Origin of the sequence: Mycobacterium innocens (assembly GCF_900566055.1) — a bacterium.
Classification (GTDB): Bacteria; Actinomycetota; Actinomycetes; order Mycobacteriales; family Mycobacteriaceae; genus Mycobacterium; species Mycobacterium innocens.
In genome coordinates, this window is record NZ_UPHQ01000312.1 from 12253 (window position 1) to 27095 (window position 14843).

Sequence of the window (14843 nt, forward strand, 5' to 3'; positions counted from 1 at the left end):
CTTGGTTAGTTATCAGCCTACTCGGCGCCGTGGGCGGTTCCAGAGACTGACGTCATCCGGTCCGACGACCACCGTGGCCGAGGCCGACACGGCCACACCGCCGTCGGTGCGGCCGATCGTCAGATCGATCTTTGCGCTGTGTCCGTCCTCGGTCGGTGTGACCGCGGAAACCACGCCGCGGCAGACCAGCTTGTCGCCGGGCCACACCTGATCGGCGAACCCCACTGACAGCCGCCGCACACTTTCCGGGCCGAACAACTCGACGCAGTAGGTGCCCAGGTAGCCGGCCTGCAGCATGCCGACGCTGATCACGCCGGGCAACCCCGCTGATCGCGCGAACTCGTCGTCGTGGTGGATGGGGTTGAAATCGCCGCTGGCGCCTTGGTAGCGCACGATATCGGTGCGGGTTTGGGGACCGAAATGCCGCTCTGGCAGAGCGGTGCCCACCCGCAGTGCGGCTTGCGGCAACCGGCCCGTCATGACTTCGCCCTCTCGATCACCGTCGCGCGGCCCTCGGCGGCCACCGTGCCGTCGGGCCGCAGGAACCTGGTGAGCACCACAATCAGTGTCATGTGACCGCCACGGCTGCTTTGCTTGTCGGTCACCGACTCCACGGACGTCTCGGCGTGCAGAGTTTCGCCGACGCGCGGCACCGGCCCGATGAACGTGTACTCTTGGCCGCCCTGCAACACCCTGCTCAGATCCAGGCCCAGCAGGGTGGCCAGTGACGGATCCTGCGGTTCCCAATGCATAGCGGTGGCCAAGAACGTCGGTGGCACAGGGGGATTCGTGCCCTGATAGACGGGATGGCTGGCCCCGGTCGCCGCGGCGAACTCGCGGACCTTGCCGCGCTCGATCGGCATGTCGTAGGTGAAGAGCACCTGACCGATCAGCCGGTGAGCCGGATGGGTGGTCGACGCGCTCATTGCGGGGGCCGCTGCCCGGTCATGTCAGCGTTGGGCGCGGCCTTGGCCAGCAGAGCGGGTAACACCTCATCGAGCTGCTGCTGGGTCCAGCGCCCGTCGGTGTGGGCTTGCGGGCCGTGGGCCCAGCCTTCCACGACAGCGACGGTTCCACCAATGGCCGCGAATACCCGGCCGGTCACGTTGCTCGCGCTGGGGCCGGCCAGCCACACCACCAGGGGCGAAACCCCTTCCGGCGACAGATCGACCGTCTCGGCCAGCTTGTGTACCGCGGGCAGGTCATCGGTGAGACGGGTCAAAGCGGTCGGCGCGACGGCGTTGACGGTCACCCCGTAGCGGGCCAGTTCCATCGCCGCGATCACTGTGAAACCCCCGATGCCGGCCTTGGCGGCGCCATAGTTTGTCTGGCCGGGATTGCCGAAGAGACCCGATGGCGACGTGGTGTTGATGACGCGGGCGTCGTTGGCCGCCCCGCCCTTGGCGCGGTTGCGCCAGTACTCGGCGGCGTGGCGCGTTGGGCAGAACGTGCCCTTCAGGTGCACTGCGATCACCGAGTCCCACTCCGCCTCCGACATCGACGTCAGCATCCGATCCCGGAGAATGCCGGCGTTGTTGACCAGTACGTCCAGACCGCCGAAGGTGTCGACGGCCTGGTCGATAACTGCTTTGGCACCGTGCCAGGTGCTGATGTCGTCGGTGTTGGCCACCGCGCGCCCACCCGCGGCGGTGATCTCGTCGACCACGTGCTGGGCCGGGCCCGTCGAACCTCCGCTGCCGTCTCGCCCACCGCCGAGATCGTTGACTACCACAGCCGCCCCCGCCGCGGCGAACGCGTGCGCGTGTGCGCGGCCCAGGCCGTTGCCGGCGCCTGTCACCACCACCACGTGGTCACCTGGGTCTTTTGCCAACAACGCTGATCAACCTCCTCGGGGCTGCGTCAGTTTGCCTGCGCAGCAATACTTTCGAAATCCTGGCGAACCTGCTTGCGCAGCACCTTCATCGCCGAGTTACGCGGGATGGAGCCGGTAACCTGCACCCTCACCGGCGCCTTGTAGGCGGGTAGCCGGGACTTCACCCATGCGATGAGCTCCTTCGGCTCGACCCCTTGGGCCACCACCACGGCGACCGGCACCTGGCCGAGTCGCTCGTCATCGACGCCGAAGGCGACAGCCTCGCGTACCTGCGGGTGAGACTCGAGGCAGTCCTCGATCTCAGCCGGAAAAATCTTGAATCCGCCACGGTTGATCACGTCGTCGGCCCGGCCGTGGATCCAGACAAAGCCGTCGTCGTCCACGCTGCCCAGGTCGTTGGTGATCACCCAGCGGCTTGCGCCGCCGACGGCTTGGGCTGAGCGTACCTGCAACAACCCAGGCTCGCCGGGGGGAAGAACCGCACCGGTCTCAGGATCGACCACACAGATCTCGACACCAGGATGCGGGCGACCCACGCTACCTCGCTTGGTGTCTTTCCACCGATGCCAGTCCCGTAGCGACCATCCCGTGATGCCACCGGTGAACTCGGTCGCGCCATAGCTGAGTAAAACCGGGCAGCCGTAGGCCTTTTCGAAGGCTTCGGCGAGATCGGAGCCGACCGGAGCCGCGCCGGCCCACACCGCTTTGAGGCTGGATAGTTTGGCTTTCTCGATGTGGGCATCGAGGATCATCCGCAGCGCCGCAGGGGGCAACGATACCGAGCGGGGACCGTACTGGGCGACGGCCTCCGACCACGCGACAGGCTCGAATTTGTCCTGCAAAACTATGCGACCGCCGCCGTGCAGCGCAGTGATCAACGCCCACAGGCCGCTGATATTGGTCGGCGGAAGCGCGCAGATCTGGACACCGGCACCACGGACACTGCCCTGCCGCGCGCTGCCGTTCATGTAGTGCTCTTGCGCGCCCAACAGCGCGTGCTGAACCTCATTGACTCGCAATGGGATTCGCTTCGGCGGCCCCGTGGTACCGCTGGTTGGCATCAGGATCGCCACGTCGGGGTCGAGTTCTGCGGGCGTCGCGTCCGGATCACGTTGCGCCATCGTGTGTACCGCAGCGCTGTCGTTGGTGGGGATGTCGATCTGCAGACCGAGTGCGCCGACGGCTGACACGGCCGACACGACCGCAGCCCTGCCCCAGTCTTCCGGATCTGCCACGACCGCGGCCGGTTTCAGCGCGCTGATGTCGTTGCCCACGGTGGCGTCGGGCATGGCGGGATTGAGCACCACGAGCGGGCGGCGAGTCGCCAGGACAACGGCCAGCGCCGCGACCGGTCCCGGCCGGTTGCGCATAAAGATCCCGACCGGGCTTCCCGGGCCCACTTCGCAGGCAGAGAGAGCATCGTCAAGTTGCTGGGCAGACTTGGAGAATGCGTCCTGGCTGTGCCACAGCCCGCGGTAGTACAGCAAAGGATCCGCCCCGCGGGCGAGAATTCGCTCCCGCATCTGCTGGGTCAGATCCATCCGTCACCTTCACTGGGTTGCCCGAGGGCTGGGCAGCCTTAATAGTTAACCAGGTTATACTAAGACGGCTTGGTTGGTAAACTTGGCTCCTCGGACGTCCGTCACGTGATTGCCCCGTCAACCTTCATCTGCAGCAACTCGTCCCAGTCGTAACCAAGGTCGAGCAGCACTTGGTCGGTGTCGGCGCCCAACTCCGGGGCGGGGCGTGGGCTTGGCCGCTCACCGTTGAATTGCACCGGTGGCGTGGAGACCGCGAAAGAGCCATCACCGCCGAGATCGAGTGGCGCGACGTAGCCATTCCCTGTGACCTGAGGGTCGACGGCAGTTTCCTTGGGAGACTGCACAACCGCCCATACCCCCCGCTGCTTGCTCAGCAGCTCCCGCCATTCCTGGGCGGTGCGGCGAGCGAAGATCTCGTCGAGCTCGGCGATGCACTCGGCGCAGTTACGACCGCGGGCGTCGGCGTCGCAGAAGCGGGGATCACTGGCCAGTTCTGGACGGCCGACCAGCTCGACGAGCGGTCGCCAGAACCGGTCGGATTCCAGCATGACAATTGCGATGAAGCGATCGTCTTTGGTGCGGTAGGTGTTGCTGATCGGGTTGTGCGCGGTGTAGTGATCTCCGCGAGGCATCGCGTCGATGTCGTACAGCGTTGACGCCGCAATGTGCGGGGCCGTGCCCCAAGCGGCCGCGCCCAAGAGGCTCACGTCGACCACCTGAGCGGCTCCCGTTCGTTCCCGGCCAAACAGGGCTGCGGCGACACCGCCGGCGGCGTACATGCCCGCCTGCAGGTCACCAAAGGCCGCGCCGGGCATAGGCGGCGGAAAGTCGGCATCCTCCGGTGTGCTGACGTACGCCACGCCGCCCCGCGACCAGTACGACGCCAGGTCAAAGCCACCGGTGTCGGCTTCCTCGCCCTGCGGCCCAAGGCCGCTCCCCCGCGCGTACACCAAACGTGGGTTTACCGCCAGCAGGTCGTCGACGTCGACGCCTAGCTTGCGGCGCACCGGAGTCAGGTAGTTGGTCAGGAACACGTCGGCGGAGGCGACGAGCTTCAGTAGCGCCTCGCGGCCGCTGACCACCGTGAGGTCGATGCCCACACTTGTCTTATTGCGGCTGAAGGTCTGGAACATGAAGCTGACCGGCCGCTGGCCTGCTTTCGTGAGTGCACCGCTGACAAGACCACGCATCGGGTCGCCGTGGGACGGGTGCTCGACCTTGATCACCTCGGCCCCCCAGTCCGCCAGCGCCACCCCGGCAGAGGGGATGAAGCCCCAAGTCGCCAGCTCGATGACGCGGATGCCGTCCAGTACGCCAGGCATGCGGTGTTCTCCTCTGTGTGGCAGCATCGCCATAATAGACTAACCACGTCATATAATTCTCCGGGCGGGTAGCACGGTCGCCACGCACTGATGAAAGGAACGGTCTGCGATGGGGCGCGTCGAAGGTAAGGTTGCGCTGATCACGGGCGCCGGTCGTGGACAGGGTCGAAGCCATGCCGTGCGTATGGCCGAAGAGGGTGCCGACGTGATCCTTCTCGATATTTGTGCCGACATCCCGGGCGTCGGGTATCCGATGGCGACCAAGGAGGATCTGGACGAAACGGTTCGCCTCGTCGAGAAGTTCGACCGGCGCGCCATTCCTGCCGTAGTCGACGTCCGCGACCGACCAGCACTCGATCGGGCGGTCGCCTCAGCCCTGGAGAACCTTGGGAAGCTCGACATTGTCGTGGCCAACGCCGGGATCTGTCCGATCGGACCCAACTATCCCGTGACGGCCTTCGCCGACGCTGTCGACGTCGACCTGGTCGGAGTGCTCAACACCGTTCATGCGGCCCTGCCGTGGGTAGCAGACGGCGGCTCGATCATCGCGACCGGCTCGGTGGCCGGGCTGCTGCCAAACGCCGTGACGAACCCGGGCAATGGTCCCGGCGGCGCCGGCTATGGACTGGCTAAGCAGGTGATCAGTCAGTACGTGGTCGTACTGGCCCGCCAGCTGGCCCGCAGGTCGATTCGGGTGAATGCCGTGCACCCGACCAACTGCAACACCGACATGCTGCACAGCCCACCGATGTACAAGTCGTTCCGAAAGGACCTGCCCGAGCCCACCCGCGAGGACGCCGAGCAGGGTTTCTACCGTATGCAAGCGATGCCGATCCCGTGGGTCGAGCCCGACGACATCGCCAACGCGGTGGTCTACCTCGCCTCCGACGAGTCACGGTACGTCACGGGTCAACAGCTGGCCATCGACGGCGGAGCACTGCTGCAGGTGTGAGTCCAGCCGAGGCTCACGCCCCCCGGCCTGCCTCCGCCTCGGCCTGGCGCGTGAGACCGCTCAAGCCGATGAGATCTTCGTGCAACTCGAACCACACGGTGTGGTAGCTGTCGACGATCGGCTTCGAGACGAACGACACGTCGCCGGCGGCAACGGCCTCGGCGGCCTTGACGAGTCGCGTGCGGTAGTGGTTCAGTCGCGGAGCGGCCGCCGAAACGTCGTCCAGTAGCGGAAGCACCTGTTCATGCAGTGCGATCAGGCGGTCCAGCACCTGGCGGTCATAGTCGGCGTCGGAGTGGTCGTTCGGCTCCGGGTCACGCGCCTGCCAGTCCTTGATGATCTCTTTGAGGATCTGATTGTGGCGGCAGAAAGTCTCGTAGACCGCGGACACGACGGACTGGTCGGTTGCCTTGGATTCCGCTGCGACAAATTCGGTGCAGCGGGCGCGACCGGCCGCAGTGACCCGGTAGCCCATCGACGTCTGCTTCACCAATTCCCACTCGACGAGATCGTCCAATAGCGCTTGCGCGCGCTCCTCATCGACGCCCAAACTGCCGGCGACCAGCTCAGTGGGAACGCGGCCCTTGATCGCGACAAGGCGCAGGATCGTCAGTTCGTCGGCCATCACCGGCCCCTTTCAGCCGCGGTGAGTCCAGCGGATCGGGCGATCGCTTCGCGGTGCGCGGTGGTGGGTCCGAGGAGATGAGCATTGACCCGGGCACGGCGCAGGTACCGGTGCGCTGGATGCTCCCAGGTGAACCCAATGCCGCCGTGGACATGGATGCACGACTCCGCTGCGGTGAGAGCGGCGCGGGTGGCCACGATGAACGCCAACTCGGCATCGACTGACGATCCCCGCCGGACCGCGTCCGCCAACACCGCATCGGCGAGTTCCGCCTCGAGTAGCATCTCGGCGCAGCGATGCTTGACAGCCTGGAATGATCCAATCGGAGCACCGAATTGGGTGCGAGTCTTCGCGTAGTCCACCGCGCTCTGAAGACTCGCCCGCGCCACACCGAGTTGCTCTGCGGCTACGGTCAGCAGTCCCCGCCGGTAGGCCGCCGAAACGGCCGAGGCGGCGTTCGCCGGGGGCGCCAGCAGCCGCGCCGGAGCGTCGGTGAGAGTGAACTCGCCAAGCCCCCGATCCGGATCGAGCTGGTCGGCAGGCGAGATGGCGACCACTTCGGCATCAACTGCGAACAACGCGGTGCCCTCGGCCGCACGGCCCGTGACAAGCACGTTGCGCGGCGGTCGGCTGGCCGGGGTCCATAGGCCCCACGCCGTGCCGTTGAGCAGCCACTCCCCCGTGTCGGCGGGTATCGCGGTGACGCCACACCTGTCGATCGCCCAGCGTCCGGTCGGATCGGCAACAGCGACGGCGCAGGCGGCTGCATCCTGTGCAATGTCAGCAAGAAGGTCCACGGCGGCTGGGGTCTCCGAGTACTGCAACAACGTGACCGCGAGCACCGCAGTCGGCAGGAATGCCGAAGCCGACAACGCGCGGCCGAGCTCCTCGCTCACCAGAACCGCTTCCCGATAGCCGAGGCCCAGCCCACCTTGGCGGGGGTCTACGAGGAGCCCGGCCAAGCCAACTTCATCGACGACGTCACCGCCGCCCGCCGCCAACGCCTGTCGCGTCGTGCTACGCAGATCGTCGAGAAGGTCACTGGTCATGCATCTCTCCTGTGTGGCACCGTTCGAAGAAAAGTATAACCAGGTTAGATATCAGCTGGGACGGGTCAGTCGATCAGATCGAGCAGTTCCCGCTCGCCCTGGTTTTTCAGCATCTTCTCCGTGGTCTCCTCGAGATGCCGGCGCCACAACTGCTCGGCGTCAGCCGCCTTGCCGTCCTCTACCAGGCGAACGAGCTTGCGGTGCACCCGATGTGCCAGTTCGGCATCGGCGCGCTTCTGTGCGTCGTCGAGGGCATGCTGCCAGACGGCTTGGGTATGGGCCGTGGTGATGTCGGCCATGATGTGCGCGAACAGCGCCAGCGTGTTACTGCCCGACAACTCGACGACAAGCGTGTGGAATTCGGCGTGCGCCCTCCCCCAGCGCCGGGGATCGTTGATCGCATTCGATTCGCGGTCGAGTGCCTCACGCAGCTGTTTCATGGTGGCCGCGGTTCGATTTTCGGCAAGCAGCTTGACGGCGGGCGGTTCGATGATGGCTCGGGCTCGGAAAACGTCGAACACCGTTGTGTGGTTGTACTGCAGCAGACCGCCGGCCTGTCGGGCCACCGGGTCCGGCCGCGGCGCGTTGATTCGCGCACCGCCCTTGCTGCCCCGACGGATGGTCAGCAGCGACTCCGACTGCAAGATCCGGATCGCCTCGCGCAACACCGGCCGCGACACTCGGTACTGTTCGAGTAGCTGCGCTTCATTCGGGAGGAAGTCGCCGTCGCGGAATTCACCCAGAATGATCTTGCGGCGAATGGAGTCGGCGACCAACTGGCCCGCGGTGGGGTGCGCAATGGCCTCGCTATCGGGATACACCAGGCGATTGTCTCATCTAATTGGGTAATCCTGGTTAGGTCTTTGATGACCGAGCGTTCTGTGTCCGCTTCACCAGCTCGAGCAGCACCGGTAGCGGGTGCTCGGCACTCAATCTCGTCGCACCGTCCTCCACCGCGGCATTGACGGTCGACGGGTCGCGATGATCGACCTGACGCACCTCCTGCAGTCCCTCGGCCTCGGCGAGGCTCAGCACTTCGATGGGACTGCGTTCGCGCGCCCATTCGAACAGAGTCGCCATCTCGGAACCGGCGGTTTCCGAAGGGTGCGTCATCGGGAGAAGGCCGGCATAGACCGTGCCGAGGCTGCCGTCCACGGTGACCTCGCTGCCAACCAGCGACAGCAAGGTGCCCTTGCCGCAACCGACGACGCACGGAGTGTGCAGTTCGCGGCTGACGACCGCGGCGTGGGAGGTGGATCCACCTTGCTCGGTGATCACCGCGCGAGCAGCGATCATCCCGCCGACGTCGTCCGGGCTGGTCGTTTCGCGTGCGAGCACGACATCCTGACCTTCGTCGGCAGCATCCTCGGCCGCATCACTGTCGCCGACCACCACACCGGCACCAACACCGGGACAGGCAGGCAGACCCGTGGCGACAACAGTTGAGCTGCTCGCGGCGTCCGGTTCGATGACCGGCGTGAGAAGCACGTCGATCTGGGCAGGCGTTACCCGGTTGAGCGCCTCGTCGACGTCGATGAGCCCCTCGCGTTGCAGGGCGACGGCGATCGCCACCGCCGCCTTCGCCGAGCGCTTGGCTGCACGTGTCTGCAACAGATACAACATGCCGGCCTCAACGGTGAACTCGACGTCCTGAACGTCGGTGCCCTCTCTTTCCAGCCACGCGGCGGCCTCGAGTAATTCGCGGTGCACGTCTGCGTGCTGTTCAGCCAGCGCCGTGAGCGGCAGAGGGTCGAACTTGCCACTGACCACGTCCTCACCCTGCCCGCGGGGCAACCACTCGCCATAGGGCTCTGCCTGTCCCGTCAACGGATTCCGGCTGAACAGCACGCCGGTACCCGACCGGTCGTCGAGATTGCCGAAGACCATCGCTTGCACCGTGACCGCGGTTCCACCCATCTTGCCTTCGAGGTTGTGGTGCCGCCGGTAGGACACGGCACGCGCAGAGTGCCACGAGTCAAAGACAGCAGTGACAGCGGCGCGCAACTGGTCATACGGGTCAGTCGGAACACGCCCGTCCCCTGGATTCACCACCTGACAAAACAATTCCTTGAACCGGCGGTGGGTGTCTCTGGCGAACTGCCTGCCCATGGCGTCGGCCAGGATCGCTTCCAACTCGTCGTTGATGCCGAGATTGAGCACCGTGTCCATCATCCCGGGCATGCTCGCGGCAGCACCGCTGCGCACGGAGACCAGCAGCGGAATCGGGCCACGTCCGAACACACGCCCCGACTGCGCCTCCAACCACGCGGTGCCGTCTTTGACCTGTGGCCACAGCCGCGCCATGAGATCGTCGGGCTCGGCGAAGTACTGGCGGCAGGCGTCGACGGTGACGGTGAAGGCCGGTGGTGTCGGAAGGTTCGCGGCGCGGAACTTCGACAGACTATGAGCCTTGCCGCCGACGAGCATGCGCGGGTACACCTGGCTGTCGTCGAGTTTCACGACGAGTTGTCCATCGCCGAGCAGGTGCGTCACGTCGGGCTCAGCATCTATGGCAGATGACGGCAACGTCACGGCAATCCTCCTCATGACGACCAGACCGGTCTAACATATAACCAGGTTAGTATTTATGACGCCAAACCGGAATCTCGCAGATGCACGACAGTAGAGAGTGTGATGGAGCAGTCCGTTGACACGTTTTTGAAGGAAGCCAGGGACTTCCTCGACGGCCACGCCGAGCACCGACCCGACGGCTTTCCCGACGCGATGTTCGCCCAGTTCCGCGAACTGCCCGATCCGGAGGCCTGGCGCGCCGACTGCGTAGCGTGGCAGCGGCTGCTCTACGACGCCGGATTCGCCGGGCTGACCTGGCCGACTGAATACGGCGGCCGCGGCCTGCCGTCCGCTTACGCGTTGGCCTGGGCGGACCTGGAGTCCGAGTACGACGTCCCTCGAGGCCTGTTGGGCGTGACGCTGGAGATGGTCGGACCGACGCTGCTCGCGGTCGGCACCGCGGCGCAAAAGAGCCACTGTCCGGCCATATTGCGCGGCGAGGAGGTGTGGTGCCAGCTTTTCAGCGAGCCGGACGCCGGCAGCGACCTGGCCGGTGTATCCACGCGAGCGACCCGGACCGACACCGGATGGCGAGTCAATGGCCAGAAGGTGTGGACCTCGGAGGCGCGGCACGCCAAGTACGGATACCTGCTCGCCAGGACCGATCCCGAGCAGCACCGGCACCCCGGGTTGACGGCGTTCATCATCGACATGACCAGTCCCGGCGTCGAGGTACGTCCGCTGCGCCAGATGACCGGCGGGGCGTCATTCTCGGAGGTGTTCCTCGACGATGTCGAGCTGTCCGCGGACGCTGTACTGGGCGAGATCGGCGGCGGCTGGGCGGTCGCGATGACGACGCTGGGTTTCGAGCGCTTCTCCAGCTTCGGACGCTCGCTGGGCCGCCTGGTACGCCAGGCAAGCGAGCTCGGTTGGCCGGACCAGTCGACCCGCGAGAAGTTCCTCGATGCCGTTATCGACCAACGGGCGCTGGCCGCGTTCGAGGCGGGGATGCATCGGCGCCTCGTCGCGGGCACACCACCCGGACCGGAGGCCGCGTTGGCCAAGCTGGCCACAGGCATGGTGGTCAGCGAGTTGGCCGACGCGGTGGCTGAACGCCTGGGACCGCGGCTCTCTCTGCGGGACGGCACGGTGGACGACTGGCGCCTGGTCCTGCTCTCGGCACCGGCGTTCCACATCGCCGGCGGCACCGATGAAATCGTCAAGACGATGATCGCCGAGCGGGTTCTCGGCCTACCGAGGGGCTGACAGCGATGACTGCCGAATCGACACAGAAGATGACGATCATCGATGCGTGGGTCCAGCCCTGGCCGGCGGACGCGGTAGCGAAGATGCCGGCACGCAACTTCACCCTGGCGGACCGCATGGACCACGGCCCGCGGATGCGCGCCGGCATTCCCCTCGAGACGATGATCGAGGAGATGGACGAGGCGGGCATTGGCAAAGCTTTGTGCTCGGCGGGTCCGCTGATCCCCAACGATGCCGTCCTTGATGCCGTCCAGCGCTATCCGGACCGCCTGATTCCGGTGGCGAGTGTCAACCCTTGGACGCCCGACGGGGTGATGGCGGCCGTGGGCGCCCTACGCGAACTCGTCAACGATCACGGCTGCAAGGGCCTCAAGCTGGAACCTTTCATCCTCGACAAGGTGCCCACCGAAGCGCAGTGGTACCCGCTCTACGCGGCCTGCGTCGACCTGGACATCACGGTGCAGATCCAGGTCGGCGGGACCGGCCCGTCCACCTACACTTCCGAGACCGGCCGACCCGGACACATCGACCGCGTGGCCGTCGACTTCCCCCAGCTGCGGATCGTCGCCGGACACATCGGCTGGCCGTGGACCGAGGAGATGATCGCCGTGGCCGCCAAGCATCCCAATGTCTGGATTGACACCAGCGCCCATATGCCGAAGTACTACCCGCACCAGTTCGTGCATTTTTTGAAGACCTACGGTCGCCACAAGTGCATCTGGGCCAGCGACTGGCCGGTCCTCACCTTCGAGGCGGCAATGACGGGGCTTGCCGCACTGGAACTAAAGCCCGAAGTGGAGCGACTGTTCCTGCACGACAACGCCGTCTCAGCTTTCGGGCTCAAGGACTGAGCGCGATGAGGGGCCGGCTGCCGAGCTTGCCACGTACACCCATTCTTTTGTATAACCAGGTTTACTAAATGTTGCAACGCTGAGTCTGGGAGGTGCTGGTGCCAGTCCTGGCCACGGGTCGACCGCCCTCGCGCGGGCAGTTGGTCGAGCCGGAAGTACCGCTCGCCACCTCTGGCGCCGATGATCCGTCTGGGGCCGACACGACGACCATCGAACTCGGCCGTTACCTCGGCGCCCGCTCGGGCGGCAGGGGCGGCAATGCAAATCTTGGTTTGTGGGCGACCGACGAGCGGTATCTGCCATTGCTGAAATACATCTCGGCCCCGCACCGGCTGGCCGTCCTGCTTCCCCAGTTGCGTGGCTATGACATTCGGGTCTACCCGCTGCCCAATCTGCTGGCGGTCAACGTGGTGATCATCGGACTGCTCGGCAATGGAGTGGCAGCGTCACTACGGGAGGATCCTCAGGCCAGAAGCCTGGGCGAGCGGTTCCGTGCGGTTCGTGCCGCCGTACCGGCAGCGCTGGTCCCCGAACTCCTCGCCGCGGAGGTGTGACATGCAGTTCACCGAAGAGCACAAGATGTTCCGCTCCAGTGTCCGAGAGATGCTGGCCAAGAACGTCGAACCGCACATCGACACCTGGGAGGAGCAGGGCAGCTTCCCCGCCCACCAGGTCTTCAAAGAATTCGCGAAACTGGGATTACTGGGACTGGAATACGATCCCGCCTACGGCGGCGAAGGCGCCGACCACTGGTTCACCGTGATCGCGTGCGAGGAGTTCGGCCGGCTGCCTTGCAACGGTGTGCCGATCGCCTACAACGTGCAAGCCAACATGGCCACGCCCTCGCTGCATGCCCATGGCAGCGACCAGCTCAAGCGTGAGTACCTCGCCCCGGCCATCGCCGGCGAGCAAATCTGCTCGATCGCGGTGACCGAACCGGATGCGGGATCCGACGTGGCGGGCATCCGCACCCGCGCTGAGCGCGACGGAGCCGACTGGCTGATCAGCGGTGCCAAAACATACATCACCAATGGTGTGCAGGGCGACTGGATGTGCCTTCTGGTAAGGACTTCCGACGAGGGCGGCCACCGCGGGATGAGTCAAGTGGTAGCGCCCGCGGACAGCCCCGGGCTAACCGTCAGCCGGTCACTGAAGAAGCTTGGCAACTGGTGCTCCGACACCGCCGAGTTGACCTTCGACCGAGTGCGGGTCCCGGTGCGCAACACCATCGGTGAGATCGGTCGCGGCTTCCAGCAGCAGATGGAGCAGTTCCAGACCGAACGCATCAGCGCGGTCTACCAGGCCGTCGGACAGATGGAGACGGCCATCGAGCGAACCGTGGACTACCTATCTGAGCGTCCTGCGTTCGGCGGCAAGCTCATCGACAACCAATACCTGCAGTACAACCTCGCCGAATTGGCCTGCGAAGTGGACTCGCTCAAGCAATACGCCTACTCCTGCGCCGAGCTAATCGTCGCAGGCGCCGATGTCACCCGTCGCACCAGTAGCGCCAAACTATTGGCCGGCAAGCTGATTCGCCGGGTGGCAGACACGTGCCTGCAATATCACGGAGGCATGGGTTACATGGCCGAGACATGGACCTCGCGCTTCTTCCGTGACTCCCGGTTGCTGTCGATCGGCGGCGGCGCGGACGAGGTGATGTTGCGGGTGCTCTCTCGCGACGTCATCGGAAAGACCTTCTTCACCGATCCCAAGGAGTGAACTGACATGACCGCTGCGGACACCACCACCGCCCCGCCCGATCAGGCCGACCGGGTGATCCTGACCAAAGACCACCAAACCCACATCGCGCGGATCACCATCTGTAACCCGGCCAAGAAGAACGCGATGGCTCCCGAGGACTGCGACCTGATGGGCCGCTATCTCGACGACATTGCCGAGGACGACGCCATCAAAGTGGTGCTGGTGCGCGGCGAAGGCGGTGTCTTCACTACCGGTGTCGACCTCAACCGCGCCTACGGGTGGTATGCCACTCCGGGTGATGATCGCCGGCCCAGCCAACGACGGCGGTTGGCCGTGGACCGCAGAGGCCAGCGGATGTTCCACGAGTTCATCGGGTTCCCGAAGGCCACCATCGTCCAAGTGGAGTCTTACGCACTCGGGTTGGGCCTGGAACTGGCACTGGCCGCCGACCTGGCGGTGGTTTCTCGCCAGGCCAAACTCGGTATGCCGGCCGCGCGCTTCCTGGGACCGGTGTTGGGTAATGTCGCGTTGTTCATGCACCGGTTGGGTCCGGTCGTGGCACGCGATCTCATGCTGACGGGCCGGATGGCCACGGGTGCGGAATTCGAATCCGCGCGGCTGTTCACGCGTTTCGTCGACGAGGCGGATGTCGCAGCCGAAACCGAGGCGCTGGCCGCACAAGTCGCGAAGATGCCCGCGGATGGCCTCGCCATCGCCAAAGAGGCCTACCGTCTTGTCGAGGCCAGCTCTACGCTGGGGCTCGAGGAAACCACGGCCTACCTCTTCCATAGCTACGGCACGAACCTGCGGTTCGAACCCGACGAGTTCAACTTCGTCAAAGAGCGCTCCGAGAGCGGCACTACCGAGGCATTCCGCAAGCGCGACGAACACTACGGGGAGGGGTCCAGGCAGTGACCGCTCAGGCGTACATCCGCACTGTCCCAGAAAAGGTCCTCGTAATCGGGGGCAGCCGCGGCATCGGTCGGTCGACCGTCGTTGAACTGACCGCGCTCGGCAGCCGATGTGCGATCGGCTATCTCGAAAATGATGCCGCGGCGAAGGAGACACAACAGCTCGCTGTAGCCACCGGCGGCCCTGAGCCGGTGCTGGTGCGCGGCGACCTCGGCACCGATCCGGCCGCGCTGGTGACCGCGGCCATTGAGGCGCTGGGCGGGCTGGGCGGGCTGG

Annotated in this window: 16 protein-coding genes; 7 read left to right on the forward strand and 9 right to left on the reverse strand. The window is 65.5% G+C overall.

Annotated elements, in window-relative coordinates:
• Positions 1-12: 12 nt before the first annotated feature.
• From EET03_RS28690 to EET03_RS28710, 5 genes are all read right to left on the reverse strand, one after another.
• Complete coding sequence (locus EET03_RS28690) at positions 13-480, reverse strand: MaoC/PaaZ C-terminal domain-containing protein (protein WP_075543047.1); 468 nt, start codon at positions 478-480, stop codon at positions 13-15.
• Positions 477-926, reverse strand: coding sequence for an FAS1-like dehydratase domain-containing protein (locus tag EET03_RS28695; RefSeq protein ID WP_082274685.1), 450 nt, complete (start codon positions 924-926; stop codon positions 477-479). Before EET03_RS28695 ends, EET03_RS28690 begins: the two co-directional genes overlap by 4 nt.
• Positions 923-1831 (reverse strand): SDR family oxidoreductase, encoded by a 909-nt coding sequence (locus EET03_RS28700; protein WP_075543065.1) that lies wholly within the window; start codon positions 1829-1831, stop codon positions 923-925. The genes EET03_RS28695 and EET03_RS28700 overlap by 4 nt, the downstream gene beginning before the upstream one ends.
• Positions 1832-1860: 29 nt before the next feature.
• On the reverse strand, positions 1861-3375 hold the full coding sequence (locus EET03_RS28705; RefSeq protein ID WP_075543046.1) for a class I adenylate-forming enzyme family protein: 1515 nt from the start codon (positions 3373-3375) through the stop codon (positions 1861-1863).
• Between the two features lie 101 nt (positions 3376-3476).
• Positions 3477-4697 carry a CaiB/BaiF CoA transferase family protein gene (locus EET03_RS28710; RefSeq protein ID WP_075543045.1) on the reverse strand — a complete coding sequence of 407 codons (1221 nt, stop codon included), beginning with the start codon at positions 4695-4697 and terminating at the stop codon, positions 3477-3479.
• Between the two features lie 109 nt (positions 4698-4806).
• On the opposite strand from EET03_RS28710, the gene EET03_RS28715 reads away from it, so the two are divergent.
• Positions 4807-5649: a mycofactocin-coupled SDR family oxidoreductase gene (locus tag EET03_RS28715; RefSeq protein WP_075543044.1), complete on the forward strand. Its 843-nt coding sequence runs from the start codon at positions 4807-4809 to the stop codon at positions 5647-5649.
• A gap of 13 nt (positions 5650-5662) precedes the next feature.
• Here EET03_RS28715 and EET03_RS28720 read toward each other — a convergent pair whose 3' ends face one another.
• The 4 genes from EET03_RS28720 to EET03_RS28735 form a co-directional block, all read right to left on the reverse strand.
• Positions 5663-6274 carry a hypothetical protein gene (locus tag EET03_RS28720; RefSeq protein ID WP_075543043.1) on the reverse strand — a complete coding sequence of 204 codons (612 nt, stop codon included), beginning with the start codon at positions 6272-6274 and terminating at the stop codon, positions 5663-5665.
• Positions 6274-7323 (reverse strand): acyl-CoA dehydrogenase family protein, encoded by a 1050-nt coding sequence (locus EET03_RS28725; protein WP_075543042.1) that lies wholly within the window; start codon positions 7321-7323, stop codon positions 6274-6276. Before EET03_RS28725 ends, EET03_RS28720 begins: the two co-directional genes overlap by 1 nt.
• Before the next feature lie 65 nt (positions 7324-7388).
• On the reverse strand, positions 7389-8144 hold the full coding sequence (locus EET03_RS28730) for a FadR/GntR family transcriptional regulator (protein ID WP_082274684.1): 756 nt from the start codon (positions 8142-8144) through the stop codon (positions 7389-7391).
• A 34-nt stretch (positions 8145-8178) separates the two neighbouring features.
• A complete protein-coding gene (locus tag EET03_RS28735) occupies positions 8179-9816 on the reverse strand; it encodes a pyruvate, phosphate dikinase (protein ID WP_425271571.1) in 1638 nt (545 codons plus the stop codon).
• 141 nt (positions 9817-9957) lie between these two features.
• Between EET03_RS28735 and EET03_RS28740 the strand changes: the two genes are divergently transcribed.
• The 6 genes from EET03_RS28740 to EET03_RS28765 form a co-directional block, all read left to right on the forward strand.
• Positions 9958-11100 carry an acyl-CoA dehydrogenase family protein gene (locus EET03_RS28740; protein WP_075543040.1) on the forward strand — a complete coding sequence of 381 codons (1143 nt, stop codon included), beginning with the start codon at positions 9958-9960 and terminating at the stop codon, positions 11098-11100.
• A 5-nt stretch (positions 11101-11105) separates the two neighbouring features.
• The gene (locus tag EET03_RS28745) at positions 11106-11951 is read left to right on the forward strand and encodes an amidohydrolase family protein (RefSeq protein ID WP_244232589.1); all 846 of its coding nucleotides are present in this window, start codon (positions 11106-11108) and stop codon (positions 11949-11951) included.
• A gap of 98 nt (positions 11952-12049) precedes the next feature.
• Positions 12050-12505 carry an AtuA-related protein gene (locus tag EET03_RS28750; protein WP_136625780.1) on the forward strand — a complete coding sequence of 152 codons (456 nt, stop codon included), beginning with the start codon at positions 12050-12052 and terminating at the stop codon, positions 12503-12505.
• Between the two features lies 1 nt (position 12506).
• Positions 12507-13673, forward strand: coding sequence for an acyl-CoA dehydrogenase family protein (locus EET03_RS28755; RefSeq protein ID WP_075543038.1), 1167 nt, complete (start codon positions 12507-12509; stop codon positions 13671-13673).
• A 6-nt stretch (positions 13674-13679) separates the two neighbouring features.
• A complete protein-coding gene (locus EET03_RS28760; protein ID WP_075543037.1) occupies positions 13680-14570 on the forward strand; it encodes an enoyl-CoA hydratase/isomerase family protein in 891 nt (296 codons plus the stop codon).
• On the forward strand, positions 14567-14843 hold a 277-nt coding region (locus tag EET03_RS28765; protein ID WP_122508864.1), incomplete at its 3' end, for an SDR family NAD(P)-dependent oxidoreductase. The genes EET03_RS28760 and EET03_RS28765, both read left to right, overlap by 4 nt.